25 protein-coding genes are annotated in these 22,658 nt (G+C 71.5%); 10 read left to right on the forward strand and 15 right to left on the reverse strand.

Annotated features, from left to right (window positions below):
• Positions 1-80: 80 nt before the first annotated feature.
• Positions 81-1,250 carry a thiolase family protein gene (locus OG381_RS09820; protein ID WP_327715743.1) on the reverse strand — a complete coding sequence of 390 codons (1,170 nt, stop codon included), beginning with the start codon at positions 1,248-1,250 and terminating at the stop codon, positions 81-83.
• A 118-nt stretch (positions 1,251-1,368) separates the two neighbouring features.
• Here OG381_RS09820 and OG381_RS09825 point away from each other — a divergent pair, with 118 nt between their 5' ends.
• A complete protein-coding gene (locus tag OG381_RS09825) occupies positions 1,369-1,839 on the forward strand; it encodes a winged helix-turn-helix transcriptional regulator (protein WP_327715744.1) in 471 nt (156 codons plus the stop codon).
• 15 nt (positions 1,840-1,854) lie between these two features.
• Here OG381_RS09825 and OG381_RS09830 read toward each other — a convergent pair whose 3' ends face one another.
• From OG381_RS09830 to OG381_RS09845, 4 genes are read right to left on the reverse strand one after another with little or no spacing between them, the layout of a single operon-like run.
• The gene (locus OG381_RS09830; protein WP_327715745.1) at positions 1,855-2,643 is read right to left on the reverse strand and encodes an alpha/beta fold hydrolase; all 789 of its coding nucleotides are present in this window, start codon (positions 2,641-2,643) and stop codon (positions 1,855-1,857) included.
• A gap of 50 nt (positions 2,644-2,693) precedes the next feature.
• Positions 2,694-3,401 (reverse strand): cupin domain-containing protein, encoded by a 708-nt coding sequence (locus OG381_RS09835; RefSeq protein ID WP_327715746.1) that lies wholly within the window; start codon positions 3,399-3,401, stop codon positions 2,694-2,696.
• Positions 3,395-4,321 (reverse strand): PmoA family protein, encoded by a 927-nt coding sequence (locus OG381_RS09840; protein WP_327715747.1) that lies wholly within the window; start codon positions 4,319-4,321, stop codon positions 3,395-3,397. The genes OG381_RS09835 and OG381_RS09840 overlap by 7 nt, the downstream gene beginning before the upstream one ends.
• Positions 4,318-5,463: a Gfo/Idh/MocA family protein gene (locus tag OG381_RS09845; RefSeq protein ID WP_327715748.1), complete on the reverse strand. Its 1,146-nt coding sequence runs from the start codon at positions 5,461-5,463 to the stop codon at positions 4,318-4,320. The genes OG381_RS09840 and OG381_RS09845 overlap by 4 nt, the downstream gene beginning before the upstream one ends.
• A 271-nt stretch (positions 5,464-5,734) precedes the next feature.
• On the opposite strand from OG381_RS09845, the gene OG381_RS09850 reads away from it, so the two are divergent.
• Both OG381_RS09850 and OG381_RS09855 read left to right on the forward strand, forming a co-directional pair.
• Positions 5,735-6,610: an undecaprenyl-diphosphate phosphatase gene (locus OG381_RS09850; RefSeq protein WP_327715749.1), complete on the forward strand. Its 876-nt coding sequence runs from the start codon at positions 5,735-5,737 to the stop codon at positions 6,608-6,610.
• Between the two features lie 114 nt (positions 6,611-6,724).
• The gene (locus OG381_RS09855) at positions 6,725-6,904 is read left to right on the forward strand and encodes a hypothetical protein (protein ID WP_327715750.1); all 180 of its coding nucleotides are present in this window, start codon (positions 6,725-6,727) and stop codon (positions 6,902-6,904) included.
• A gap of 15 nt (positions 6,905-6,919) precedes the next feature.
• On the opposite strand, the gene OG381_RS09860 is transcribed toward OG381_RS09855, so the two are convergent.
• On the reverse strand, positions 6,920-7,501 hold the full coding sequence (locus OG381_RS09860) for a hypothetical protein (RefSeq protein WP_327715751.1): 582 nt from the start codon (positions 7,499-7,501) through the stop codon (positions 6,920-6,922).
• 49 nt (positions 7,502-7,550) lie between these two features.
• Between OG381_RS09860 and OG381_RS09865 the strand changes: the two genes are divergently transcribed.
• The 4 genes from OG381_RS09865 (at position 7,551) to lnt (ending at position 11,642) form a co-directional block, all read left to right on the forward strand.
• Positions 7,551-8,120, forward strand: a complete 570-nt coding sequence (locus tag OG381_RS09865; RefSeq protein WP_327715752.1) for a chloramphenicol phosphotransferase CPT family protein — start codon at positions 7,551-7,553, stop codon at positions 8,118-8,120.
• Positions 8,121-8,273: 153 nt separating this feature from the next.
• Entirely contained in the window at positions 8,274-9,452 is a 1,179-nt protein-coding gene (locus OG381_RS09870) for an FAD-dependent monooxygenase (protein ID WP_327715753.1), read from the forward strand.
• A gap of 64 nt (positions 9,453-9,516) precedes the next feature.
• The gene (locus tag OG381_RS09875) at positions 9,517-9,996 is read left to right on the forward strand and encodes a nuclear transport factor 2 family protein (protein ID WP_327715754.1); all 480 of its coding nucleotides are present in this window, start codon (positions 9,517-9,519) and stop codon (positions 9,994-9,996) included.
• An 80-nt stretch (positions 9,997-10,076) separates the two neighbouring features.
• Positions 10,077-11,642, forward strand: a complete 1,566-nt coding sequence (gene lnt, locus OG381_RS09880) for an apolipoprotein N-acyltransferase (RefSeq protein ID WP_327715755.1) — start codon at positions 10,077-10,079, stop codon at positions 11,640-11,642.
• Here the strand turns inward: lnt and OG381_RS09885 are convergent.
• Positions 11,566-12,471 carry a Gfo/Idh/MocA family protein gene (locus OG381_RS09885; protein WP_327715756.1) on the reverse strand — a complete coding sequence of 302 codons (906 nt, stop codon included), beginning with the start codon at positions 12,469-12,471 and terminating at the stop codon, positions 11,566-11,568. The two genes, lnt and OG381_RS09885, sit on opposite strands and share 77 nt — an antisense overlap.
• A 13-nt stretch (positions 12,472-12,484) precedes the next feature.
• Positions 12,485-13,666 carry an FAD-dependent monooxygenase gene (locus tag OG381_RS09890; RefSeq protein WP_327715757.1) on the reverse strand — a complete coding sequence of 394 codons (1,182 nt, stop codon included), beginning with the start codon at positions 13,664-13,666 and terminating at the stop codon, positions 12,485-12,487.
• Between the two features lie 74 nt (positions 13,667-13,740).
• Here OG381_RS09890 and OG381_RS09895 point away from each other — a divergent pair, with 74 nt between their 5' ends.
• The 3 genes from OG381_RS09895 to OG381_RS09905 all read left to right on the forward strand — a co-directional run bounded on the left by OG381_RS09895 (position 13,741) and on the right by OG381_RS09905 (position 15,483).
• The gene (locus OG381_RS09895) at positions 13,741-14,337 is read left to right on the forward strand and encodes a TetR/AcrR family transcriptional regulator (RefSeq protein WP_327715758.1); all 597 of its coding nucleotides are present in this window, start codon (positions 13,741-13,743) and stop codon (positions 14,335-14,337) included.
• A 41-nt stretch (positions 14,338-14,378) separates the two neighbouring features.
• Positions 14,379-14,891, forward strand: a complete 513-nt coding sequence (locus tag OG381_RS09900; protein ID WP_327715759.1) for a DinB family protein — start codon at positions 14,379-14,381, stop codon at positions 14,889-14,891.
• Between the two features lie 112 nt (positions 14,892-15,003).
• Positions 15,004-15,483 carry a hypothetical protein gene (locus tag OG381_RS09905; protein WP_327715760.1) on the forward strand — a complete coding sequence of 160 codons (480 nt, stop codon included), beginning with the start codon at positions 15,004-15,006 and terminating at the stop codon, positions 15,481-15,483.
• Between the two features lie 1,075 nt (positions 15,484-16,558).
• Here OG381_RS09905 and OG381_RS09910 read toward each other — a convergent pair.
• The 7 genes from OG381_RS09910 to OG381_RS09940 form a co-directional block, all read right to left on the reverse strand.
• A complete protein-coding gene (locus tag OG381_RS09910; RefSeq protein WP_307033563.1) occupies positions 16,559-17,080 on the reverse strand; it encodes a hypothetical protein in 522 nt (173 codons plus the stop codon).
• 111 nt (positions 17,081-17,191) lie between these two features.
• Positions 17,192-17,875 carry a uracil-DNA glycosylase gene (locus OG381_RS09915; protein WP_327715761.1) on the reverse strand — a complete coding sequence of 228 codons (684 nt, stop codon included), beginning with the start codon at positions 17,873-17,875 and terminating at the stop codon, positions 17,192-17,194.
• 89 nt (positions 17,876-17,964) lie between these two features.
• Complete coding sequence (locus tag OG381_RS09920) at positions 17,965-19,545, reverse strand: ABC transporter substrate-binding protein (protein ID WP_327715762.1); 1,581 nt, start codon at positions 19,543-19,545, stop codon at positions 17,965-17,967.
• Positions 19,546-19,737: 192 nt separating this feature from the next.
• Positions 19,738-20,499 carry an SDR family oxidoreductase gene (locus OG381_RS09925; RefSeq protein WP_327715763.1) on the reverse strand — a complete coding sequence of 254 codons (762 nt, stop codon included), beginning with the start codon at positions 20,497-20,499 and terminating at the stop codon, positions 19,738-19,740.
• Positions 20,500-20,510: 11 nt separating this feature from the next.
• Positions 20,511-21,272 carry a 3-oxoacyl-ACP reductase FabG gene (fabG, locus tag OG381_RS09930; protein ID WP_327715764.1) on the reverse strand — a complete coding sequence of 254 codons (762 nt, stop codon included), beginning with the start codon at positions 21,270-21,272 and terminating at the stop codon, positions 20,511-20,513.
• A 125-nt stretch (positions 21,273-21,397) separates the two neighbouring features.
• Positions 21,398-21,814 carry a DUF3037 domain-containing protein gene (locus OG381_RS09935; protein ID WP_327715765.1) on the reverse strand — a complete coding sequence of 139 codons (417 nt, stop codon included), beginning with the start codon at positions 21,812-21,814 and terminating at the stop codon, positions 21,398-21,400.
• Entirely contained in the window at positions 21,811-22,575 is a 765-nt protein-coding gene (locus OG381_RS09940; protein WP_327715766.1) for a HipA family kinase, read from the reverse strand. The genes OG381_RS09935 and OG381_RS09940 overlap by 4 nt, the downstream gene beginning before the upstream one ends.
• Positions 22,576-22,658: the final 83 nt, after the last annotated feature.

Here is a 22,658-nt window from a genome sequence, read left to right on the forward strand (position 1 = left end):
GCGCCCCAAAGGGGCGCGGGGCTGTATCGATTTGCGGCTCCGCCGCGTGGCGCGACCAGCCCCCACCGGCCCGCGGCCGCTCACACACGCTCAAGCACCATGGCGTTGGCGAGCCCACCCGCCTCGCACATCGTCTGCAGCGCATACCGCGCCCCGCGCTCCCGCATGGCGTGCACCAGCGTCGTCGTCAGTCGCGTACCGCTCGCCCCCAGCGGGTGCCCGATCGCGATGGCGCCCCCGTGCACATTGACCTTGTCGAGGTCCGCCCCGGTCTCCTGCCGCCACGCCAGCACCACGCTGGAGAACGCCTCGTTGACCTCGAACAGGTCGATGTCGTCCAGGGTGAGTGAAGCCCTCCGCAGCACCTTCTCGGTGGCCGGAATGACACCGGTGAGCATGAGCAGCGGGTCGGACCCGGTGACGGCGAAACTGTGCAGCCGGGCCAGCGGCCGCAGGCCGAGCCGGGCCGCGGTCTCGCTCGACGTGATCAGCACGGCCGACGCGCCGTCGTTGATCGGGCTCGCGTTGCCCGCCGTGACGTTCCACTCGATCTGCGGGAAGCGTTCGGCGAAGGCCGGGTCGTAGTACGCGGGCTTGAGCCCGGCGAGGATCTCGGCCGTGCTGGAGGGCCGTACGCACTCGTCGCGCGCCACACCCTCCAACGGCGCGACCTCCGCGTCGAACAGCCCCTTCTCCCAGGCATCGGCGGCCTTGAGGTGGGACGACACCGCGAACGCGTCCATCTGCTCGCGCGCGATCGACCACTTCGCCGCGATGAGTTCGGCGCTGATGCCCTGCGGGACGAGCCCCTCGGGATAGCGCTCGGCGACGCCGGGGCCGAAGGGGTCCTTGCCGGGCGGCACGTTGGACCACATCGGCACCCGGCTCATCGACTCGACGCCACAGGCGACGACGAGGTCGTAGGCGCCGGAGATGACGCCCTGGGCCGCGAAGTGCACGGCCTGCTGGGAGGAGCCGCACTGGCGGTCCACGGTGGTCGCCGGGACCGTCTCCGGGAAGCCCGCCGACAGGAGGGCGTAGCGGGTGGTGTTCATGGCCTGTTCGCCGACCTGGTCGACGGTGCCGCCGATGACGTCGTCGATGAGGGCCGGGTCGACGCCGGAGCGCTCGACGAGGGTGCGCAGGGTGTGGGCGAGGAGTTCGACGGGGTGGACGTGCGCGAGGGCACCGTTCGGCTTGCCCTTGCCTATCGGGGTGCGTACGGCTTCGACGATGACTGCGTCACGCATGGACGGCCTCCAGTACGAGGGAACCGGGCGCTACCGGTCAGTAGGAAATCCAAACTCACCATAGCCCCGTAGGTTGGAAATTCAAACCCTCTCCCGGAACCCCCCTAGAATCGGCACCATGGCCGCCACCAAACACCCGCGCCCCTGCTCCATCGCCGACACCCTGGCGCTCGTCGGCGAGAAGTACTCCCTGCTCGTCCTGCGCGAGGTCTGCCTCGGCAACCGCCGTTTCGACCAGCTGGTGCGCAACATCGGCGCCCCGCGCGACGTCCTCGCCACGCGTCTGCGCCGGCTCGTCGACGCCGGGATCCTCACCAAGAGGGCCTACAGCGAGCGGCCGCAGCGCTTCGAGTACCGGCCCACCCCGGCGGGACTCGAACTGGAGCCGGTCCTGGTCACTCTCATGGCCTGGGGCGACCGTCACCTCCGCGGGGACGGCGACCGCCCCATGGTGGTCGAGCACGTCTGCGGCAACGAACTGGCCCCGGTCGTCACCTGCGCGGCCTGCGGCGAGCACGTCCGTCACGAGGACCTCACGGCCCATCCGCAGACACCCGGCTGGACGGTCGCGGGGCCTTCGGCGGCGTAAAGGCGTGCGGACAGGTCAGCTGTGCGCGCGGCAGAACGCGCGAACCGCCCGGTTGAAGTCCTGCGGGCGCTCCAGGTTGCTGACATGCCCCGCGTCGGGCAGCACCACCAGCTCGGCGCCCGGGATCGCCGCACGGAACGCGTGGGCGACGCTCAGCGGTGAGCGCGCGTCCAGTTCGCCCCAGAGCAGCAGCGTCGGCACCGTGATCCCGGGCAGCAGGTCGTTCTGATCGGTCCCGGCCATGATCGAGAGCTGCGCCGCGAGCGTCTCCGGGCGCGCGTCCCGCGCCATGGCGTCGAGCAGCGGCACCAGCTCGCCGGGCGGGTCCCCGGCGAACAGCCCCGGCAGCGTCGGATCGAACCGTTCCCGGGGCAGCGCGAGCATCCGCTGCACCCCTTCGACGCGGGCCGCCACCTCTTCCGGGGGCAGGGAGCCCTTCCAGCCGGCGTAGGTGTCGGCCAGGACCAGCGTTCTGACGAGTGACGGGTGGCGGCGGTACAGCTCCAGCACGACCGTCCCGCCCCAGGAGAGGCCCGCGACGTGGGCCGGGCCGAGCCGCAGCCCCTCGATCAGCGCGGCGAGACAGTCGGCGTAGTCCGCGAGGCCGAAGCCGGGAGGGATGCCCGAGGACCGTCCGGACCCCGGCTCGTCCCAGGCCACGACCGTGAACTCATCGGCCAGTCCGGAGAGTTGCGGCTGCCATACGCGCGCGTAGACGGCCGCGCCGTGCACGAGGACCAGTGGTGGCCCCTGCCCGACGCGGTCGTAGGCGATTTCGAGGCCGCCCGCCTGCACCGTGGCCATGACTCCAGGCTAGGCGCGTCCGCCCACGGTGTCGCGACGGAGCAGCCGGCTCAGACTCCCTTGTAGACGTCCAGCCGTCCGCACATCCCGAACTTGCCGTACTCCGACGGCTGTTCCGCGTGTACGACGGCGTCGGCGAGGTGGGAGAGGTCGCCCTGTTCGAGGCGGTCGAGCTGCTCCCCCGTCGCCGCGGCGGCGGCCGCCGCACCGTCGCGCCAGCGTTCCCGCCACTCGGCCAGTCGCGGCCGTACGAGCGCGGCGGCCGCGCGATGGAAGTCGGCCAGCCCCTCGGGAGCCTCCCGCAGCACCCGATAGCCCTCCAGAGCGAGGTCGCGGCGGGCCCGGGCGACGCGCTCGCGTTCCTTCTCGGGCGCGTCCGCGGGGATGACGGTCGCGGCGGCGTAGGCCTCCGGGTCGGCCAGGTACTCCGGGGGCAGCGTGAGCACCGCGTCCCCCGCCTCCGGCAGCCCGCTGTTCTGCATCAGGACGGTGATGCGCAGAGCGTCCTCGTTGACCAGCCGGTGGACGGTGCCCGGCGTGAACCGGGCGACCGTGCCGGGTACGAGGGGCGTGACCTCGTACCCGGACGTCGTGAGGGTCTGCACCGAACCCCGGCCGCCGGTGACGACGTACGCCTCCGAACAGGTCAGGTGCATATGGGGGGTTCCGCCGGAGACGCCGTCGGCGGCGGGCCAGTCGTACACGCACAGTCGCGAGACGGCGACCCCGCCGGGCAGTCCCTCGAAGGCGGTCACCACGGGTGGGCCTCCAGGTACTTGGCGATCTCCTCCCGCTCCCAGGCGCCGTCGGCGACGACGACGCGGTAGCGGCGGGTGAGGGTGTCACCGGGGGCGAGTTCCAGCTCGTCGCAGAAGGCCCAGGAGGGGGCCACACCGGCCCAGGGCTCGTTGCGGACGAACCAGTGGGCCGGGTGGGCGCCTTCGGTGCCGAGGTGGTCGTTCTCCGGGGCGTGCTCGAAGACCAGGGTGGCGTGGCCGTCCGTGCCGTCGTGCTCGCCGGACAGGGCCAGCCAGGGGGCCTGCGCGCCGAGCAGGCCGGGGCCCTCGGCGTCCGGCGCGATGACGCGGCCGTCGCGGAAGGCGCGCGGGCCGCGCCAGAACAGGCCCGTGTACCCGGCGAGTTCGCGTCCGGCGGTGGTGGGGCTGCCGAAGACCAGCGGCTCGTCACGCCGGTTGGTGATGGCGCTCGTCCAGGTCAGCGCCCACGATCCGGACCGCTGGTCCACGTCGTGGATCTCGATCCGGCGCTGCTCCTCGGCCCACAGCTCGCCGCTGTACGGGTGCCAGGTCAGCCGTTCGGCGATGACGACCCGGTCGTCGTCGGCGCGGACCTCGTCGAAGCCGACGTGCGCCATCGACCCGACGCGCTCGGGGAGTTCGAGGTAGCCCTCGCCGTGCACGTACGAGTTGCCGCCCCACAGGTTGGCGCCCGACAGGTGCGAGGCGGTCAGGGACAGGCCCTTGTGCCAGCGGTGGTCGTTGGGGCGGTAGTCGGTGACGACGTCGCCGGCCAGGGTCCGCAGCGGGTGGATGTACGGCTTGGGGGCCTCCCAGGCCGCCTCCGGCCGGTAGACGTAGGCGAGCAGCTCCACGCCGGTGGCCGGGTCGGTCACGGTGATGCGGTCGCCGTGCGCGTGGACGATGCGCAGCCCGGTCATACGGGCACCTCCTCGCTGACGACGGGGGCCCAGCCGGGCGCGTTCCCGTGCATGGCCGTGTAGAACGGGTCGCCCGGGCCGATCTCGCCCGCCCGCACCGTGACGTCCGTGAACGCCGACTTGTACAGCGCGGCGATCAGTTCCAGGCTGCCACGTCCGTCGGCGCCGCTGCTGCGCGGCCGCTCCCCGGCGCGCATACTGGCGACCAGCTCGCGCAGCTGTTCCGTGTGCGAACTGGGCACATCCGCGCCGAAGTCCCGCCAGGCGGCGGCCTGCTCGTCGGGCACGCCGGGCGCCGGGGTGACGGCCCAGTTCTCGTTGCTGTGACCGTACAGATGGGTGAGTTCGACGGTCGCGCGCTCGCAGTCGATGCGGATGCGGCTGACCTCGTCGGGGCTCAGCACGCTGTTCACGACCGTGGCCAGCGCGCCGTTCTCGAAGCGGACCAGCGCGGTGGAGACGTCCTCGGTCTCCACGTCGTGGACCAGCCGCCCGGCCATGGCGCGCACCTCGCTCCACGGGCCGAGCAGGTCGAGCAGGAGATCCATCTGGTGGATGCCGTGGCCCATCGCCGGGCCGCCACCCTCGGTCTCCCAGCGGCCGCGCCAGGGCACGGCGTAGTACGCGGTGTCGCGGTACCAGGTGGTCTGGCAGTGCGCGACGAGCGGGCGGCCGAGGTCGTGTCCGTCGAGCAGGCGGCGCACATGCCGGGTGCCGGAGCCGAAGCGGTGCTGGAAGACGATGGAGGCGTACGGGCCGGCTTCCTTGCCCTCCTCCGCCTCCACGGCGTCGAAGTCGGCGAGGGTGGGCATCGGCGGTTTCTCGCACCACACCCAGGCCCCGGCGCGCAGCGCGGCGACCGTCTGGTCGCGGTGCAGGGTCGGCGGGGTGCAGATGGTGACGAGGTCGGGGCGCTGCTCGCGCAGCATGCGGTCCAGGTCGGTGTAGCCGTGCGGGACACCGCCCGCCGCGCAGAACGCCTCGACGGCCTTGGCATCGATGTCAACCGCCGCGACCACCTCGACCTCGCCCTGCTCGGCGAGGGCGCCGAGCGCGGTCAGGTGGGAGCCCCGGGCGATGGCGCCGGTACCGATGACGGCTGCCCGGATGCGGCGCCCGTCGTAGGGAGTGGTGGGTGACATGGACGCGATCAGCACTCCTCGAACGAACGGCGGACAGCGCCGACACCTGCCATCAGAGCAGCAAGCGCTTTCTCTCCGCAGCAACCTAAGCGGCGGCACCCTGGCCGGTCAACAGCCCGTACGCCCTGCTCACCGGCGCTCGGCCCGCACCCTGTGCCAGGCCTGTCATCCGAGGCCGCTAGGCTGCCCTCCACACCTGTGATCACCGCGCCCGGACGGCTCGGTGTGCCCGTAACTCCTCCCCCGATCAGCGCTTGGACTCCCTACCTTCATGTCTTGGTTTGAATCCTTCATCCTCGGACTCGTCCAGGGGCTGACCGAGTTCCTCCCCGTCTCCTCCAGTGCGCACCTGCGGCTGACCGCGGCCTTCGCGAAGTGGGACGACCCCGGCGCGGCCTTCACGGCGATCACGCAGATCGGTACCGAGGCGGCCGTACTGATCTACTTCCGCAAGGACATCGGGCGGATCATCTCGGCGTGGACCCGATCCCTGTTCAACAAGGAGATGCGGAGCAACCACGACGCCCAGATGGGCTGGCTGGTCATCGTCGGCTCGATCCCCATCGGGGTGCTCGGCGTGACGCTCAAGGACCAGATCGAGGGGCCGTTCCGCGATCTGCGGATCACGGCGACCATGCTGATCGTGGTGGGCATCATCATCGGCATCGCCGACCGGATGGCGGCCCGCGACGAGAGCGGCGGCAAGCACCGCGCGGCCAAGCAGCGCAAGGGCCTGGAGGACCTGGGCGTACGGGACGGCCTGATCTTCGGCCTCTGTCAGGCCTGCGCCCTCATCCCGGGCGTCTCCCGCTCCGGCGCCACCATCAGCGGTGGCCTCTTCATGGGCTACAAGCGCGAGTCCGCGGCCCGCTACTCCTTCCTCCTCGCCATCCCCGCGGTGCTCGCGTCCGGCCTCTTCGAGACCAAGGACGCGATGGAGGGCGGCCATGTGGACTGGCCCCAGACGATCTTCGCGACGATCATCGCCTTCGTCGTCGGATACGTGGTCATCGCGTGGTTCATGAAGTTCATCTCGACCAAGAGCTTCATGCCGTTCGTCTGGTACCGCATCGCGCTCGGCATCGTGATCATCCTGCTGGTGACGTTCGGCGGGCTGAGCCCGCACGCGGCGGAGTCGGCCGGCTGACGCCCACGACAGCGGAGTCAACACGTTCGCACAACGAACACCGTGACCCATCACATACGTTGTGTGTAGCCGTTCGGTAGCGGAGTGTCAGTTCCTGCCCTTAGGCTTGTCCTCATGCCCCCCTATTTCGTGGCCTCTGGTTCCGTGCGGTCTGCTGCCGAAGTGAACGAGCAGATCCGTGCGCTGTGGCTGCGGGCAGGCGGATCGCTGTCGGCCCAGGAGCGCGAGGAATACGAGTTGTTGGTGGTCGAGTGGGCGGCCGCGATCCGGGGGACCGTCATCAAGGCGGCCTGAACCAAGGCCTGCGGCTCAGTCGTTGGCCGGTCCGTAGCGCAGGACACCGTCGCGGGGCACCAGATACCCCACGCTCCGCTTCTCGGGCAGCTCACCGGCCAGCGACGCCGCGTCAATGCATCCGGAGACCTCCCATCCGACGGCGGCACAGCTGAACGGCGCGCTGCGGAAGGCCTCGGCGGCGATGGCGGCCAGCCAGTCGTCGATCAGGGCGGAGCGGTAGAAGGACCGACCGTCCCAGTAGGAGACTCCGGCAGCGTCCAGCGCGGTGTCCGGCACGTAGAAGTCCAGCCAGTCACTGCTGTCGTCGCCGCCACGGACCGCCATGACCCCGCACACGACAAGGTCCCCCGAAGGCAGCCGCACCCGGCCGTGGAGATGCCCGAACTCCTCCAGGGAGGCGACCGTGCAGGGCACGGCCTCCTGCTCCTCCGGCTCCCGGTCCCCGTGCCCGTAGCACCCCTGCACGCCTGCCGCGGCCCACACCGCGCTCAGGACGGCCTGAAGCCCGGCGTCGTCCGTCGAACCGACCTCGATGCCCAACTCGTAGGAACCGCCCGACCGGAACTGGTGGCGGAAGGAAGCGGCATGCGTCATCGCACGATGATCGCTCACCGGTCGCCGAAGCGCCTCCTAGGATCACCCCATGGAGCATCTCGACAGCGTCCCCCCGCGCCAGGGCCTCGTCATCTTCCTGAACGGCACCTCCAGTTCAGGCAAGTCCAGCATCGCGACCGAACTGCTGTCGATGCTGGACGAACCCTGGTTCCACATGCCCGTGGACGCCTTCCACGCGATGCGGTCGAGTGCCTCCGTGCCGCCGGACCAGGTGGGCGCCGTGTTGCACCGCACCTGGCAGGGCTTCCACCGCGCGGTCGCGGGGATGGCGGCCGCGGGGAACAACGTCGTCGTCGACCATGTGCTGAGCGCCCCATGGCGGCTCCACGACTGCCTGTCGCTGTTCGCACCCCGGGACGTGGTGTTCGTCGGCGTGCACTGCCCGCCCCTGGAGCTGGCGCGCCGGGAGAGTGAGCGGGGCGACCGGCCGCCCGGGCTCGCGGCCGGCCAACTGGAGCAGGTGCACTCCCACGGGATCTACGACATCGAGTGCGACACCGACAGCGCCACCCCGAGGGAATGCGCCCTGCGCATCAAGGAGTTCCTGCCGGACCGCCCGACACCGACGGCGTTCGAGCGGTTGCGCGCGCTGCTCTGACCTGCCGGATCACCGGTCCTCCGACCGGTGTTGATGGCGACGGCTTCACCGGTGGGAGCACGCGCCCGACGCGCCGCGGGCCCTCGGCCGTGGTCGTACCGACGCCCGAAATCCCCCGTACGGCACCGGAGTTCCCTTCGCTACCGTCGTGTCATGCGAGCCATCGTCATAGGGGCGGGCATCGGCGGGCTGGCCGCGACGCTGAGTCTGCGTCGCGCCGGGCACGAGGTCACGCTGGTCGAGCAACTGCCGCGGTTCACCGAGGCCGGCGCCGGTATCCAGCTCGCGCCCAACGCCACGCGGGTGCTGCGCCGTCTGGACCGGCTCGACGCGGTCGCCGCGCAGGCCGCCCGGCCCGGCCGGCTGAGCTTCCGCATCTGGTCCGACGGGACGGAGATCTGTCAGTACGCGCTCGGCCGCGAGGTCGACGACGCGTTCGGGGCGCCCTATCTGCAACTGCACCGGGCCGATCTGCAGCAGGCCCTGGCCGCCGCCGTGCCGTCCGAGTCGGTGCGGCTCGGCACCCAGGTCGTGGGGATCGGCCAGGACGACAGGTCCGCCGAGGTGACGACGGCCGACGGCGAGCGACTGACGGCGGACCTCGTCCTGGCCGCGGACGGCATCCGCTCGGCGGCCCGCCAGTGGCTCTTCGGCGCGGACGAGGCGGTGTTCTCCAGGACCGCCGCGTACCGGGCGCTCCTCCCGGCCGGGCAGGTCGCCGATCTGGACCTGCCCGACACCGGGATCTGGCTCGGCCCCGGCCGGCACTTCGTCCACTACCGGGTCCGCCGTGGCGAACTCCTCAACGTCGTCGCCGTGTTCGGGACAGAAACGGCACAGGAGTCGTGGACCGCCCTCGCGGAGCCCGGAGAGCCGCTGCACGCCTTCGCGGGGTGGGATCCCCGGATCGTCCGGGTCCTCGAACGCGCGGGGCGGATGTACCGCTGGGGCATCCACACCCGCTCCCCGCTCCCCCGCTGGAACGCCGGACGGGTGACCCTGCTGGGCGACAGCGCCCACGCGATGGTGCCGTTCCAGGCCCAGGGCGCTGCCCAGGCGATCCTCGACGCGGCCGTGCTCGGCGACTGCCTCACGGACGCGGACCCCGCCGACGTACCCGCCGCGCTCGACCGGTACGTACGCCGCCGGCTGGCCGCCGCCACGCGGATGCAGGCCCGCTCCGCGCACGCGGGCGACGAGTTCCACCTCCCGGACGGACCGGAGGCCGGGGCGCGGAACGCCCGGATGGCTGCGCACGCGGCCGAACACGAGTTCCTGCCGGTGGCGACCGCATGGGCGGCCGACGACATCGACGAGGAGGCGACGCCATGAGCCGCCACCCGAATGTCACCGCACGCCTCTTGGCCCCGCCCGCCCCGTGCCCAACACTGAGCCGATGACGCAGCGTGTGGAGCTCGCCACCGTGATGGACCGGATGGCCGTCGACGAACTGATCACCGAGTACGCGGTGGCCGTGGACGACGGCGACTGGGAGGGGTACCGAAAGCTGTTCGCCTCGGACGGACGCGCGGACTACCGCTCGGCCGGCGGTGTCGAGGGAGACGCCGGGCAGGTCGCCACCTGGCTCGCGGAGAGCCTGCGGGTGTTCTCGATGCGGCAGCATCTGATCGTCAACCGGCGTATCGCCTTCGGCCAGTGGGACCACGACACGGGCGACACGGCCCGCGTCCAGGCCGACTACGTCAATCCCATGCGCATCGACCGGGACGGCGACGGAGCCGGTGCGGCCCCGGACTTCATCTGCGGCGGCCGCTACGCCTTCGGGCTGCTGCGCACGCACGACGGCTGGCGGCTCCGCGAGGTCGTCGTACAGGAGAAGTGGCGGCGCCTCCCTGCCCCCGCCCCCCGTCCATGATCAACTGAACCGGCGCCCTCTGTTTCCCGGGACGTCCGCACCACGCACACTTGAGGGACGCACGGGGTAGGAGGCGCCATATGAAGACGCTCGGCCACTGGCTCACCTCCCCCTGGCGACGTTCCATCGCCGCCGCGCTCGCCGGCGCCCTGCCCGTGCTCGCCTTCCCCGCCCCGTCCCTGTGGTGGTTCGCCTACGTCGCCCTGGTCCCCTGGATCGTCCTGGTCCGCTCCGCCCCGACCGGGAAGAGGGCGGCGTACGACGGCTGGTTCGGCGGGCTCGGGTTCATGCTGGCCATGCACCACTGGCTGCTGCCGAGCCTGCATGTGTTCACCTTCGTCATCGCGGCCCTCCTCGGCGCACTGTGGGCGCCCTGGGGATGGCTGGTCCGCCGCTTCCTCGCCGGGGCGCCCTCGCCGGGCCGGATCTGCGGCGCCCTTCTCGTGCTGCCCTCGGGCTGGCTGCTGGTGGAGCTCGTCCGTTCCTGGCAGGGCCTCGGCGGGCCGTGGGGCATGCTCGGCGCCAGTCAGTGGGAGGTGGAGCCGGCGCTGCGGGTGGCCTCGGTGGGCGGGGTGTGGCTGATCAGCTTCCTGGTGGTGGCCGTGAACGTCGCCGTCGCCGTGCTGATCACCGTCCGGCAGTCCCGCGTTCCCGCGCTCGCCGCTCTCCTGGCCACGGCCGCCGCCACCTCGGCGGCCTGGATGTGGTCGCCGCGCCCGGACGCCGACGGCGGCGTACGGATCGCCGTCGTACAGCCGGGCGTCATCGAGGGCGTCGACCGGCGCTTCGCCCGCGAGGAACAGCTCACCCGTCAACTGGCCGGGCAGGACGTCGACCTGGTCGTGTGGGGCGAGAGCAGTGTCGGCTTCGACCTCGTCGACCGCCCCGACCTCGCCCGCAGGCTCGCCGCGCTCTCCGGCGAGACCGGCGCCGACATCCTCGTCAACGTGGACGCCCGGCGCTCCGACAAGCCCGGCATCTACAAGAGTTCGGTGCTCGTCGGCGCCGCCGGACTCACCGGCGACCGCTACGACAAGATGCGGCTCGTGCCCTTCGGCGAGTACATCCCCTTCCGCTCGCTGCTCGGCTGGGCGACCTCGGTGGGCAAGGCGGCGGGCGAGAACCGCAGGATGGGCTCCGAACAGGTCGTGATGGACGTCGGCCACGGGCTGAAGATCGGTCCGATGGTCTGCTTCGAGTCCGCATTCCCCGACATGAGCCGCCATCTCGCCGAGGACGGTGCCGAGGTGCTGGTCGCCCAGTCGTCGACGTCGAGCTTCCAGCACAGCTGGGCCCCCGAGCAGCACGCCTCGCTCGCCGCCCTGCGCGCCGCCGAGACAGGCCGCCCGATGGTCCACGCGACCCTGACGGGTGTCTCGGCCGTCTACGGCCCGGAGGGACAGCGGGTCGGCTCATGGCTGGGCACGAGCGCGAGCGCGACGACGGTCTACGAGGTACCGCTGGCCACGGGTGTCACGCCGTACGTCCGCTTCGGCGACTGGGTGCCCCACGCGGCGCTGCTCATCCTCGCCGTCTGGTGCGCGGGGCAGGGAGTCCGGGTCCTGCGGCTCAGGCGGTCCGCTCCTGGACCGCGCGTACCACCCGTTCGCACAGCTCATGGGTCGCCAGCGCGTCCCGGGCGCTGACCACCTTCCCCGCGCGCACGGCGTCGAGGAAGGCCATCACGACCTGCTCGATGCCGCGCTGCCGGGCGACCGGGACCCAGTCCCCGCGCCGTCGCACGGTCGGCTGCCCCTTGTGGTCGATGACCTCGGCGAGGTTGACCACCTGACGCTTGGTGTCCTGCCCGGACACCTCCAGGATCTCCTCGGCCGAGCCGCTGAGCCGGTTCATCACACCGAGCGCGGTGAAGCCGTCGCCGGAGAGCTGGAGCACGAGGTGGTGCAGCAGTCCGTCCTGGACCCGGGCGCGCACGGTGACGTCGTCGACCTGGCCCGGAGCCAGGAAGCGCAGGGTGTCGACGACATGGATGAAGTCGTCGAGGATCATCGACCGCGGCTCCTCCGGCAGCCCGATCCGGTTCTTCTGCATGAGGATCAGCTCACGGGGATGGTCGGCGCACTGGGCGTACCCGGGCGCGTAGCGCCGGTTGAAGCCGACCGCGAGGGACACCTCCCGCTCCTCCGCGAGGGTCACCAGCCGCTCCGAGTCGGCGAGTTCGTACGCCAGCGGCTTGTCGACGTACGTCGGTACGCCCGCCTCCAGCAGCCGCGTCACGATCTCGGGGTGCACGACGGTGGGCGCGTGCACGAAGGCCGCGTCGAGCCCGGCGGCAAGAAGTGAGTCGAGGTCCTGATGGCGCTGGGCCCCGGGCAGATGGAGGCCGTCGGCGACCCGGGCCAGCGTGGCCGGGGTGCGGGTCTGCAGATGGAGTTCGACGCCGGGCACACCGCCGAGCACCGGCAGATAGGCCTTCCGGGCGATGTCGCCGAGTCCGATGCAGCCGACCTTCACTACTGGGTTCTCCCTACCGCTCGCCCGCGCCTGACACGACCGAAGCATACGGCGGCTGCGGCGGCCGCCAGTCGGCGATGCCGTCGAATCCGCGCAGGAAGAGGGCCGGACCGGCGAGCGAGAGCGCGGCGATCGCGGAGTCGCGTACGGCCATGAGAGCGCGGTTCTGCGTCATGTTCAGGCGTCCGATCCTGACGGCCTGGCGGGCTATCGCGGTCGTACGCGGAAGGCGTGCCGCCGAGTACGCGGCCAGGTGGTCCCCATGGTGCGCCAGCACGACCGCGTCCTCGATCGCCTGGTTGCCGCCCTGGCCGAGAGTCGGGGGCATGGCGTGCGCGGCGTCGCCGAGGAGGGCGACCCGGCCGCGGTGGAAGGCGGGCAGGGGTTCGGCGATGTGGTGGACGTCGTGGCGCAGGACGTCCTCGGGGCTGGCGGCGGCGAGCACGGCGGGGATGGGGTCGTGCCAGTCGCCGTAGCGGCGGACGAGTTCGGCCCGCTCGTCCGGTGCCCGCTCCCCCGCGGGCGCCAGGGCGGCGGCGTACGCGTAGACCCGGCCGTCCTTGAGCGGGTGGGTGCCCCAGAGGCGGCCGCGGCCCCAGGTCTCGTGCGAGGCGAACTCCGTGGCGGGCACGGGGATCACCACGCGCCAGGTTGTGAACCCGGAATAGACGGCGCCGGGGTGGTCCGGGAACAGGGTGGCGCGTACGGCGGAGCGGACACCGTCGGCTGCGACGACGAGGTCGGCCTCCAGCTCGCCGTCGGGCGTCCGCACGCGGGCCGGGCGGCGGGCGTCGCCGGGGTCGACGAGGGTGCTCCCGGCTGCCGTGCGGATGGCGTCCGGGGGGAGCAGTGTGGCCAGGCTCTTGACGAGGGTGGCCCGGTGCAGCAGCACGAGCGGGCCGCCGAAGCGCTCGGCCGCGGCGGCGGCGCTGGAACGGGAGAGCCAGCGCCCGCCGGGGGTGCGCAGGCCTCCGTCGCCCGTCCAGGCGGCGAGGTCGCGGATCTCGTCGCCGATGCCGATGACGTCCAGGGCGCGCAGGGAGTTGGGTGACAGGGAGATGGCGGCGCCGACCGGTTCCAGGGAGCGGGCCCGCTCCAGGACGGTGACCTGCCGGCCGCTCAGGTGCAGGGCGGCGGCCGCGGTCAGGCCGCCTATGCCGCCGCCGATGACGACCACGCGCCGGATCTGTGTCATGACCACTCCTCACTACAGGTGTAGTTCCGGACCAACCGTACTACAGCTGTAGTGCGCCGGGTAGATTGAGCTCCATGCCCGTACGCACCGAACCGGCCCCGGCCTCCCGTACCGACCTAGTCGCCGACACCGCGCTCGCCCTGCTCGCCGAGCGCGGAATGCGCGGGCTGACCCACCGGGCCGTCGACGAGATGGCCGCGCTGCCCCAGGGCTCCACGTCGAACCTCGCCCGCACCCGACAGGCGCTGCTGGAACTGGCGGTGCGCCGGCTGGCCGACCGCGAGGCGAAGGTGCTGGCGCTCGACGAGATGCCGGACCCGCGGGCCGGCCTCCCCGCGCTGGTGGAGGCGCTGGCTCTGGCGACACACCGCGCCCTCACCCACCACCGAGAACTGACCCTCGCCCGCTACGAACTGGCCCTGGAGGCCACCCGCCGCCCCGAGCTGCGGGCCTATTTCGACGCCACCGGCGCCCGCTTCCGGGACCAGCTCGCCGTCCTCCTCACGGCCGTGGGCTCCACCGAACCGGACCGGCATGTGCTGTCCCTGGTGGCCTGGGCGGACGGGCTGCTGTTCTCCTGCGTGGCCGGGTCGTTCAGTACGCGCGTGCCGGGGCCGGAGGAGGTGCGGGCGGGGCTGCGGGAACTGCTCGACGGGATGCTCGGCACCTGAAATACATGGCCGGGGCTGGTGGATTGGGACACGATGCGGGCATGACGACGCAGCGAAGCGAACCCGCGACCGACGCCGACGAGCGGACCATGCTGGAGGGCTGGCTCGACTACCACCGGCAGACCCTGGCCTGGAAGTGCGAGGGCCTGACCGACGCCCAACTGAGGACCGCCGCCGTGGAGCCCTCCGAACTGTCCCTGATGGGGCTGGTGCGACACCTGGCGGAGTGCGAGCGGAGCTGGTTCCGCAGGGTACTGACCGACGACGGTCAGGGGCCGCTCTACTACAGCGACGAGGACCCGAACGGCGAGTTCCATCTCACCGAGGCGGACACCTGGGAGGAGGCCCACGCCACCTGGCAGGCCGAGATCGAGGTCGCCCGGCGCAATGCGGCCCGCTTCGGGCTGGACGACCTGTCCGCGGGCAAGGACCGGCGCACCGGCGAGCCCTTCAACCTGCGGTGGATCTACACCCACATGATCGAGGAGTACGCCCGCCACAACGGCCACGCCGACCTGATCCGCGAGCGCCTCGACGGCGCGACCGGCGACTGACGTCACCCTCGCGGAGAGCACGCCCTCCGTACGGGGCCGGAGATCACCCGTGCGGGGCAACCTCCGCTCGTCCGCTGTCCCGAACCCGGCGCGACCCAGCAGAGTTGCGCGGGTGCATCGAACGACGACGACCGCAACGCTCCTGGTCACCGTGGCTGTCTCGGCCCTCTCCGGCTGTGTGACCGTCCAGCACCCATCCCTCGCCCCGGGTCCGCCGGTGACACCGTCCCAGCCGGCGGCGCCCCGGCCCGACGGCCGGGCGGAGCCGCAGGTCGTGCAGGCACCGGCCCAGGAGGCCCTGCAACTGATCGAGTCGACCCGCAAGTCGAGACGGAGCGCGCCCCCGCCGAAGGCGGCACCCCCCGCCGCCGTGCCGGCACCCGAACAACAGGCACCGCGCGCACACCCGCGCACCCGCCCGGCCCACCCCCAGCCCGCACACCCCGAAGCACCCCGGCCCCGCGTCGAGATCCCCGACGTCGCCGCCCAGGTCCCGAAGAACCCGGACATCTGCAAGCTCGGCAAGCAGTACGGGGGCTGGCGCAAGGACAGCCCGGAGGCGCTGCTCTGCGAGGGGACGTACGGGCGCTAGCGGGGCGACATGACGGGCGTCAGCCAGGCCTGAGGGGCGGGCGGCCGCAGGATGTGCGCGGCGATCAACAGATAGGCGCGGCGGGCGATTGACGGATGTGCGAGGGCGGGCGGCAGCCACACGCGCGCGGCGGACGGTCGCTACAGGCGTGCGGCGGACGTGCGCGGCGGGCACCTGCCGAGCCACACGACGGTGTCGGCCGGAGCACCTTGCGTGCCGACCGAGGCACCAGGATGTACCGGCCCAAGCACCGCAGGTTGGCGGCTGAGGCGCCACGAGGTACCGCGCCAAACGCCGCAAGTCGCCGGCCGAGACCACGCGGGTGCCGCGCCAAGCCCCCGCGGGGTGCCGGACGAGCCGCCACACGGAACCGGACCAAGCCCCCGCGAGACAACGGCCGAGGCGCACCACGAGGTCCGGGCCAAACGCCGCAAGTCGCCGGCCGAGACCGCGCGGGTGCCGCGCCAAGCCTCGCGGGGTGCCGGGCGAGACGCCACACGGAACCGGACCAAGCCCCCGCGAGACAACGGCCGAGGCGCACCACGAGGTCCGGGCCAAACGCCGCAAGTCGCCGGCCGAGACCGCGCGGGTGCCGCGCCAAGCCTCGCGGGGTGCCGGGCGAGACGCCACACGGAACCGGACCAAGCCCCCGCGAGACAACGGCCGAGGCGCACCACGAGGTCCGGGCCAAACGCCGCAAGTCGGCGGCCGAGACCGCGCGGGTGCCGCGCCAAGCCCCCGCGCGGTGCCGGACGAGCCGCCACGAGGTACCGGACCAAGCCCTCACGAGGCACCGGTCGCACCCCCGGCCGTGGCGTACCCCATCACGACCCGCTGCCTCCGGTCTCCGGCCCGACAGGCGTGTGCCGCCATGGGGCGCCCGGCAGTTCTCGCCGGTCGCAGCGGCGCGAACCCCAACATGCCGCGCGGCAAAATCGATCGGGGCCGCGGCCTGCCTTGATCGGCTACACCGCGTGGCGGGACGCCACCGAGGCACCGGGGCGCACGCCGGTGCCGACCGAGGCGCCACAGAAAGCTGGCCGATCGGATGGGCACCCCACCAGCCCGCGCCGCGTCAGGGCCGCTGTCGCGGCGGCCCCCACCCCCCGGTGCCGGAGGAACCGCCTTCCCCGAGACGGAGTTCCAGTCGGCTGATCGCCGCCCGTACCCCGTCCCCGTAGCTGTCGTCGGCGAGTGATTCCGCCGCCCCTCGCGCGCGGCGCAGATGGGTGCGGGCGGCGTCGGAGCGGTCGAGTTTCACATAGTCGGCCGCGAGGTTCAGATGGAGCGAGGGGTACAGCGCCCTGACCGCGAGCGTGCTCTCGTGCTCGGCGAGACGGTCGTCCGTGAGTTCCTCGGCTGCCGTCAACGCCCGCAGATCCCAAGCGAGTTCGTCCGAGGGATCGTCGTGGGTGTCGGCCATGTAGTGGGCGAGGGTGCAGCGGTGCAGCGGGTCGCCGTCCTCGCCGATCTCCGCCCACAGGTCGAGGAAGCGGTGCCGGGCCTCCTCGCGGTCCCCCGCGTGATGCAGCATGACGACCTGCCCGATCCGCGTCATCACGGCATCGGGCGCCGTCTGCTCCTGTCGCTCCGCCACCGCGTCCTCCGGGCACTCGTCGGTCGATATCGTCCGACGCTAACGGCCCCCACCGACAATCCCGGTCAGGCGGCACCGGGCCGGCCCGACGCGGAACCGGCCCGGCGGCAGTCAGCCCAGGTTCGGGATCGTCCAGTCGATCGCCTCGTGGCCCTGGAGCGCCACCGCCTCGTTGATCTGCGTGAACGGACGGGAGCCGAAGAACTTCTTCGCCGACAGCGGCGAGGGGTGCGCGCCCTTGACCACGATGTGCCGGCTCCCGTCGATCAGCGGGAGCTTCTTCTGGGCGTAGTTGCCCCAGAGCACGAAGACCGCCGGGTCGGGCCGGTCGGCCACCGCGCGGATGACGGCGTCGGTGAACTTCTCCCAGCCCTTGGCCTTGTGCGAGTTCGCCTCGCCGGCCCGGACGGTGAGCACCGCGTTGAGCAGCAGGACACCCTGTTCGGCCCACGGCAGCAGATAGCCGTTGTCCGGGATGGGGGTGCCCAGCTCCTCCTTCATCTCCTTGTAGATGTTCCGGAGGGAGGGCGGGGTCTTCACCCCGGGACGCACCGAGAAGCACAGGCCGTGACCCTGGCCCTCGCCGTGGTACGGGTCCTGACCGAGGATCAGGACCTTCACCTTGTCGTACGGCGTCGCGTCCAGCGCGGCGAAGACCTCCTCGCGCGGCGGATAGACGGGACCCTTCGCCCGCTCCTCCTCGACGAACTCGGTCAGCTCCTTGAAGTAGGGCTGCTGGAGCTCGTCGCCCAGGACCCCGCGCCAGGACTCGGGCAGCATGGCGATGTCGGTCACGTCAACGTCCTTATGTCGTGCGGTCACTTCAGGTCTCAGAACCTACAGGCGACCACTGACAACGAACGCCCCTCCCCGGGAACCCGGCACTACCAGCTGGTCTTGCGGTACAGCTCGCCCATCATCATGATCGTCGACGGGTCCAGCGCGCGTTCCCCGCCGGAGATGTCGTCGTTCGCAGCCACGTACTGCCGGCCCTGCCACAGCGGCAGCAGCCGGGCGTCGTCGACGAGGATCTGCTGGGCCTCCTCGAACTCCTGCTCAACGCTGCTGCGGTCGCTCTCGCTGCGGGAGCGCGGCAGCAGTTCGCCGGTGATCTTGGTGGCCGGGTAGGGGGTGCCGAGGGCGTTCTGGGTGCCGACGAACGGGGCGATGAAGTTGTCGGCGTCGGGGAAGTCGGGGAACCAGCCGCGCCCGAACACCGGGTACTCGCCCTTCTGGTAGCCCGTCACATACGTCTTCCAGGGGCGGCTCTTGAGCGTGATCTTGAAGAGGCCGGACGATTCCAGCTGCTTCTTGATCTCCTCGAACTCGCCCTTGGTGGCGGAGCCGTAGCGGTCGGTGGTGTACCAGAGGGTGAGCGGGACGGTCTGGGTGATGCCCGCCTCGGTGAGGATCTTCTTCGCCTTGGCGGTGCTGGGGTCGCCGTAGTCGTCGAAGTAGCCCGTGGTGTGGCCGGTCAGGCCCTTGGGGACCATGGAGTACAGCGGCTCGACGGTGTCCTTGTAGACCTTGTGCGCGATCGCCGCGCGGTCGACGACCTGGGCGATGGCCTTGCGGACCGCGGCGTTCCCGGCCCAGGTGTCCTTCGGGTTGAACACCAGGTAGTTGATTTCGGTGCCGGTGCCGTCGAGGAGCTGGAGCTCGGAGTCGGACTCCTCCTCCTCGATCTGGACGATGTCGTCGGCCGCGAGGCCGCGGAAGGCGACGTCGAGCGAGCCGTCGCGCAGACCGGCGACCATGGGCGCGGAGTCCTTGAAGTAGCGGATGGTCACCGCGTCGTTCTTGCGCTCGGCGTACCCGTCGTAGTTGTCGTTCTTGACGAGCTCGGCCTCGGAGTCGCTGTACGACTTGAGCGTGTAGGGACCGGATCCGACGATGCTGTCGCCCTCGCGCAGCGCGTCGGCCGGGTAGTCGCCGGGGTCGACGATCGACATGGCGGGTGTGGCGAGCACGAACGGGAAGGTGGCGTCGGGCTTGTTGAGGTGGAAGACGATCTCGCGGTCGCCCAGCGCCTGGACCCGTTCGAGGCTGCCCAGCAGACCGGCGGGGCCACCGTTGACGTTGATCTTGAGAATGCGGTCGATCGAGTACTTGACGGCCTTGGCGTCGAGCGCGTCGCCGTCGGAGAACTTCAGACCCTTGCGCAGTTCGCAGCGGTAGGCGGTGTTCGAGGTGTCGGTGAACGCGCATTCCTCGGCGGCGTCCGGCTGGGGCGTGGTGGCGCCGGAGGGATAGCTGAGGAGCGTCTGGTAGATGTTGCGGAACAGCTCCCAGGAGCTGTCCCAGGACGCGGCGGGATCCAGGGTGCTCGGGGCGCTCGTCGTACCGACGACTATCGGCCCCTCCTCGTCGGAGGAGTCGGACGACAGGACGCCACACCCGGCCACCAGCGACGATATGGATGCGATGGCCGCCATCCGCCGAAGGCCTCTGTTCCGGTTGAACACGCGCACGCTCCTCGAGCTGCCATACCAAGGGTTGGCAGACCATACCGCAGCTTTACGCGGCCTGAACCGGGCCCTCAGGCATGTTCGTTTCCGGTGCTGCTGTGGCGGCATTGTCAGGGGTCTGTGCGGGTCCTGTACATGGACACGGGCGCCCCTGGTGTCCAGTGGCGCCCGTGGTGTGTGCGGGGTCGGTCAGCCGACGCCGGCGTTGAGGAAGATGCCGCCGTCGACGACGAGGGTCTGGCCGGTGATCCAGTCGGACTGCGCGGAGGTCAGGAACGCCGCGGCGCCGCCGATGTCTTCGGGCACACCGAGCCGGCCCAGCGGGTAGGACGCGGCGGCCTCGGCCTCCCGGCCCTCGTACAGGGCCTGCGCGAACTTGGTCTTCACGACCGCCGGGGCGATCGCGTTGACCCGCACCTTGGGCGCGAACTCGTGGGCGAGCTGCGCCGTCAGGTTGATCATGGCGGCCTTGCTGACGCCGTACGCGGCGATGAAGGGCGAGGGCGCGACGCCCGCGACGGAGGCGATGTTGACGATCGCGCCGCCGTTGTCCTTCTGCCAGGCGTGCCAGGTCTTCTGCGCGAAGCCGAGCGCCGAGATCACGTTGGTCTCGAACACCTTGCGGGCGACGTTCAGGTCGAGGTCGGCGATCGGCCCGAACACCGGGTTGGTACCGGCGTTGTTGATCAGGTAGTCGACGCGGCCGAAGGCCTCCATGGCACGCGCGACGGCGACGGCCTGGTGCTCCTCGTCGTGGGCCTTGCCGGCGACGCCGACGACCCGGTCGGCGCCGAGCTGCTCGACGGCCTCCTTCAGGGCGTCCTCGTTGCGGCCGGTGATGATCACGCGGTCGCCGCGGGCGACGAGCGCCTCGGCGACGCCGTAGCCGATGCCGCGGCTGGCGCCCGTGACGAGGGCGACCTTGCCGGAGAGCTCAGGAAGTTCAGTCATGTCCGTGATCCCTAGTCGAGCGGTCCGCCGGCCACGTACAGCACCTGGCCGGAGACGAAGCCGGCGGCCTCGTCGGTGAAGAAGGCGATCGCGTTGGCGATGTCCTCGGGGTAGCCGACACGGGCGACGGGGATCTGAGTGGCGGCCGCGGTCTTGAACTCCTCGAAGTCCATGCCGACGCGGGCCGCGGTGGCGGCGGTCATGTCGGTGGCGATGAAGCCGGGGGCGACGGCGTTGGCGGTGATGCCGAACTTGCCGAGCTCGATGGCGAGGGTCTTGGTGAAGCCCTGGAGACCGGCCTTGGCGGCGGAGTAGTTGGCCTGGCCGCGGTTGCCGAGCGCCGAGGAGGAGGACAGGTTGACCACGCGGCCGAAGCCGGCGTCGACCATGTGCTTCTGGACGGCCTTCGTCATCAGGAAGGAGCCGCGCAGATGGACGCCCAGGACGGTGTCCCAGTCCGAGACGCTCATCTTGAACAGCAGGTTGTCGCGGAGCACGCCCGCGTTGTTGACGAGGATCGTCGGGGCGCCGAGCTCGGCGACGACCCGGGCGACGGCCGCCTCGACCTGGGCCTCGTCGGAGACGTCCGCGCCGACCGCGATCGCCTTGCCGCCCGCCGCGGTGATCTTCTCCACGGTGTCCTTGCAGGCGGCCTCGTCGAGGTCGATCACGGCGACCGCGCGACCCTCGGCGGCCAGTCGTACGGCGGTGGCGGCGCCGATGCCCCGCGCTCCGCCGGTGACCACGGCGACCCGCTGCTCAGTGGTGGACATTGCTGGTTCTCCTCGCCCTCGAGAAGGACGCCCATCTGGTGAGCGACCGCTTAGTACCTTCAGCAGACGTGACGCTAGAAGCCCTGGCACGCGGTGTCAACGTCACATGAGCCGAGTGTGATCCATTACCTCACCAGGAGGTTCAGCAAGCGCTCCGGCTCGGCCGTCGGATCGATGGTGAGTCCGGTGTGCACGGGGCCGGGCTGGACGACCGTCGAGCGGGGCGCGATGAGCCAGCGAAAGCGTCGGCCCGCATCGTCGGATCCCGCCTGACCTGCCGCTTCGCCGCCCGCACAGACCCCCTCGACGGCACGGAGCGCGGCCCGTACGCCGGCCACGTCCGCCTCCGGGTCGAGGACCAGCAGCTTCGCCTCGTCGAGGTGGGTGCGGACGCCGACGTACGCCTTGGCACGGCAGTACACGAGCACCCCGGCGTTGATGCACTCGCCGCGCTCGATGCGGGGGACGACCCTCAGCAGCGCGTACTCGTAGACGTCCCGGTCGTTGCGCTCGCTCCCCCGGATGATGTGGCGCTCGGTCACTTGGGTCCCTCGATGCCGTTGATGCGGTCGTGGATGACGGCGGCACGGGCGTGCAGCGGGCGGGCGTAGGCGCGGCGGAGGTCGTCCGGGGTGTCGAAGCCGGGTTCGCCGGCCAGCCAGACGTCCGGGATCTCGGCGGTGACCTCGGCGAGGAGGTCCTCGGTGACGAGGGGTGCCAGGTGCGCGGCGGCGGCCTCGACGTCCGGCCGGAAGCGTGCGAGAGCGTGGTCGGAGGCGTCGTACGGGCGGGCCGCGGAGGCCTCGGCGCCGGGCCAGTTGTGGTGCCAGATCATGGTCGCGCCGTGGTCGATGAGCCATAGATCGCCGTGCCACATCAGCAGGTTGGGGTTGCGCCAGGAGCGGTCGACGTTGTTGACCAGCGCGTCGAACCAGACGATCCGGCCGGCCTCGTGCGGGTCCACCGTGAAGGCGAGCGGGTCGAAGCCGAGGGCGCCGGAGAGGAAGTCCATGCCCAGGTTGGCGCCGCCGCTGCCGCGGAGCAGGTCCTGCACCTGCTGCTCGGGCTCGCCGAGGCCGAGCACCGGGTCCAGGGCGAGCGTCACCAGCCGGGGCACCCGGAAGCCGAGGCGGCGGGCGAGTTCACCGACGACGACCTCGGCGACGAGCGTCTTGCGGCCCTGCCCGGCGCCGGTGAACTTGAGGACGTAGGTCCCGAGATCGTCGGCCTCGACGAGCCCCGGCAGCGAGCCGCCCTCACGGAGGGGCGTGATGAAGCGGGTCGCGATGGCTTCCTTGAGCATCGCCCCAGGTTACCGAGGGGTGGCTGAACAACCGGCACGCCGGGTCCGTACCCCTGGGCAGTTCACGAGATATCCGTGGAAGG

The organism is Streptomyces sp. NBC_00490 (genome assembly GCF_036013645.1).
Lineage (GTDB): Bacteria > Actinomycetota > Actinomycetes > Streptomycetales > Streptomycetaceae > Streptomyces > Streptomyces canus_F.

Coding starts and splice junctions, on each gene's coding strand:
- OG381_RS09900 (WP_327715759.1), top strand. CDS start 14,379: ATGACGACGCAGCGAAGCGAACCCGCGACCGACGCCGACGAGCGGACC.
- OG381_RS09890 (WP_327715757.1), bottom strand. CDS start 13,666: ATGACACAGATCCGGCGCGTGGTCGTCATCGGCGGCGGCATAGGCGGC.
- OG381_RS09860 (WP_327715751.1), bottom strand. CDS start 7,501: ATGACGCATGCCGCTTCCTTCCGCCACCAGTTCCGGTCGGGCGGTTCC.
- OG381_RS09830 (WP_327715745.1), bottom strand. CDS start 2,643: ATGGCCACGGTGCAGGCGGGCGGCCTCGAAATCGCCTACGACCGCGTC.
- OG381_RS09825 (WP_327715744.1), top strand. CDS start 1,369: ATGGCCGCCACCAAACACCCGCGCCCCTGCTCCATCGCCGACACCCTG.
- OG381_RS09850 (WP_327715749.1), top strand. CDS start 5,735: ATGTCTTGGTTTGAATCCTTCATCCTCGGACTCGTCCAGGGGCTGACC.
- OG381_RS09870 (WP_327715753.1), top strand. CDS start 8,274: ATGCGAGCCATCGTCATAGGGGCGGGCATCGGCGGGCTGGCCGCGACG.
- OG381_RS09820 (WP_327715743.1), bottom strand. CDS start 1,250: ATGCGTGACGCAGTCATCGTCGAAGCCGTACGCACCCCGATAGGCAAG.
- OG381_RS09875 (WP_327715754.1), top strand. CDS start 9,517: ATGACGCAGCGTGTGGAGCTCGCCACCGTGATGGACCGGATGGCCGTC.
- OG381_RS09925 (WP_327715763.1), bottom strand. CDS start 20,499: ATGACTGAACTTCCTGAGCTCTCCGGCAAGGTCGCCCTCGTCACGGGC.
- lnt (WP_327715755.1), top strand. CDS start 10,077: ATGAAGACGCTCGGCCACTGGCTCACCTCCCCCTGGCGACGTTCCATC.
- OG381_RS09855 (WP_327715750.1), top strand. CDS start 6,725: ATGCCCCCCTATTTCGTGGCCTCTGGTTCCGTGCGGTCTGCTGCCGAA.
- fabG (WP_327715764.1), bottom strand. CDS start 21,272: ATGTCCACCACTGAGCAGCGGGTCGCCGTGGTCACCGGCGGAGCGCGG.
- OG381_RS09940 (WP_327715766.1), bottom strand. CDS start 22,575: ATGCTCAAGGAAGCCATCGCGACCCGCTTCATCACGCCCCTCCGTGAG.
- OG381_RS09865 (WP_327715752.1), top strand. CDS start 7,551: ATGGAGCATCTCGACAGCGTCCCCCCGCGCCAGGGCCTCGTCATCTTC.
- OG381_RS09840 (WP_327715747.1), bottom strand. CDS start 4,321: ATGACCGGGCTGCGCATCGTCCACGCGCACGGCGACCGCATCACCGTG.
- OG381_RS09845 (WP_327715748.1), bottom strand. CDS start 5,463: ATGTCACCCACCACTCCCTACGACGGGCGCCGCATCCGGGCAGCCGTC.
- OG381_RS09895 (WP_327715758.1), top strand. CDS start 13,741: ATGCCCGTACGCACCGAACCGGCCCCGGCCTCCCGTACCGACCTAGTC.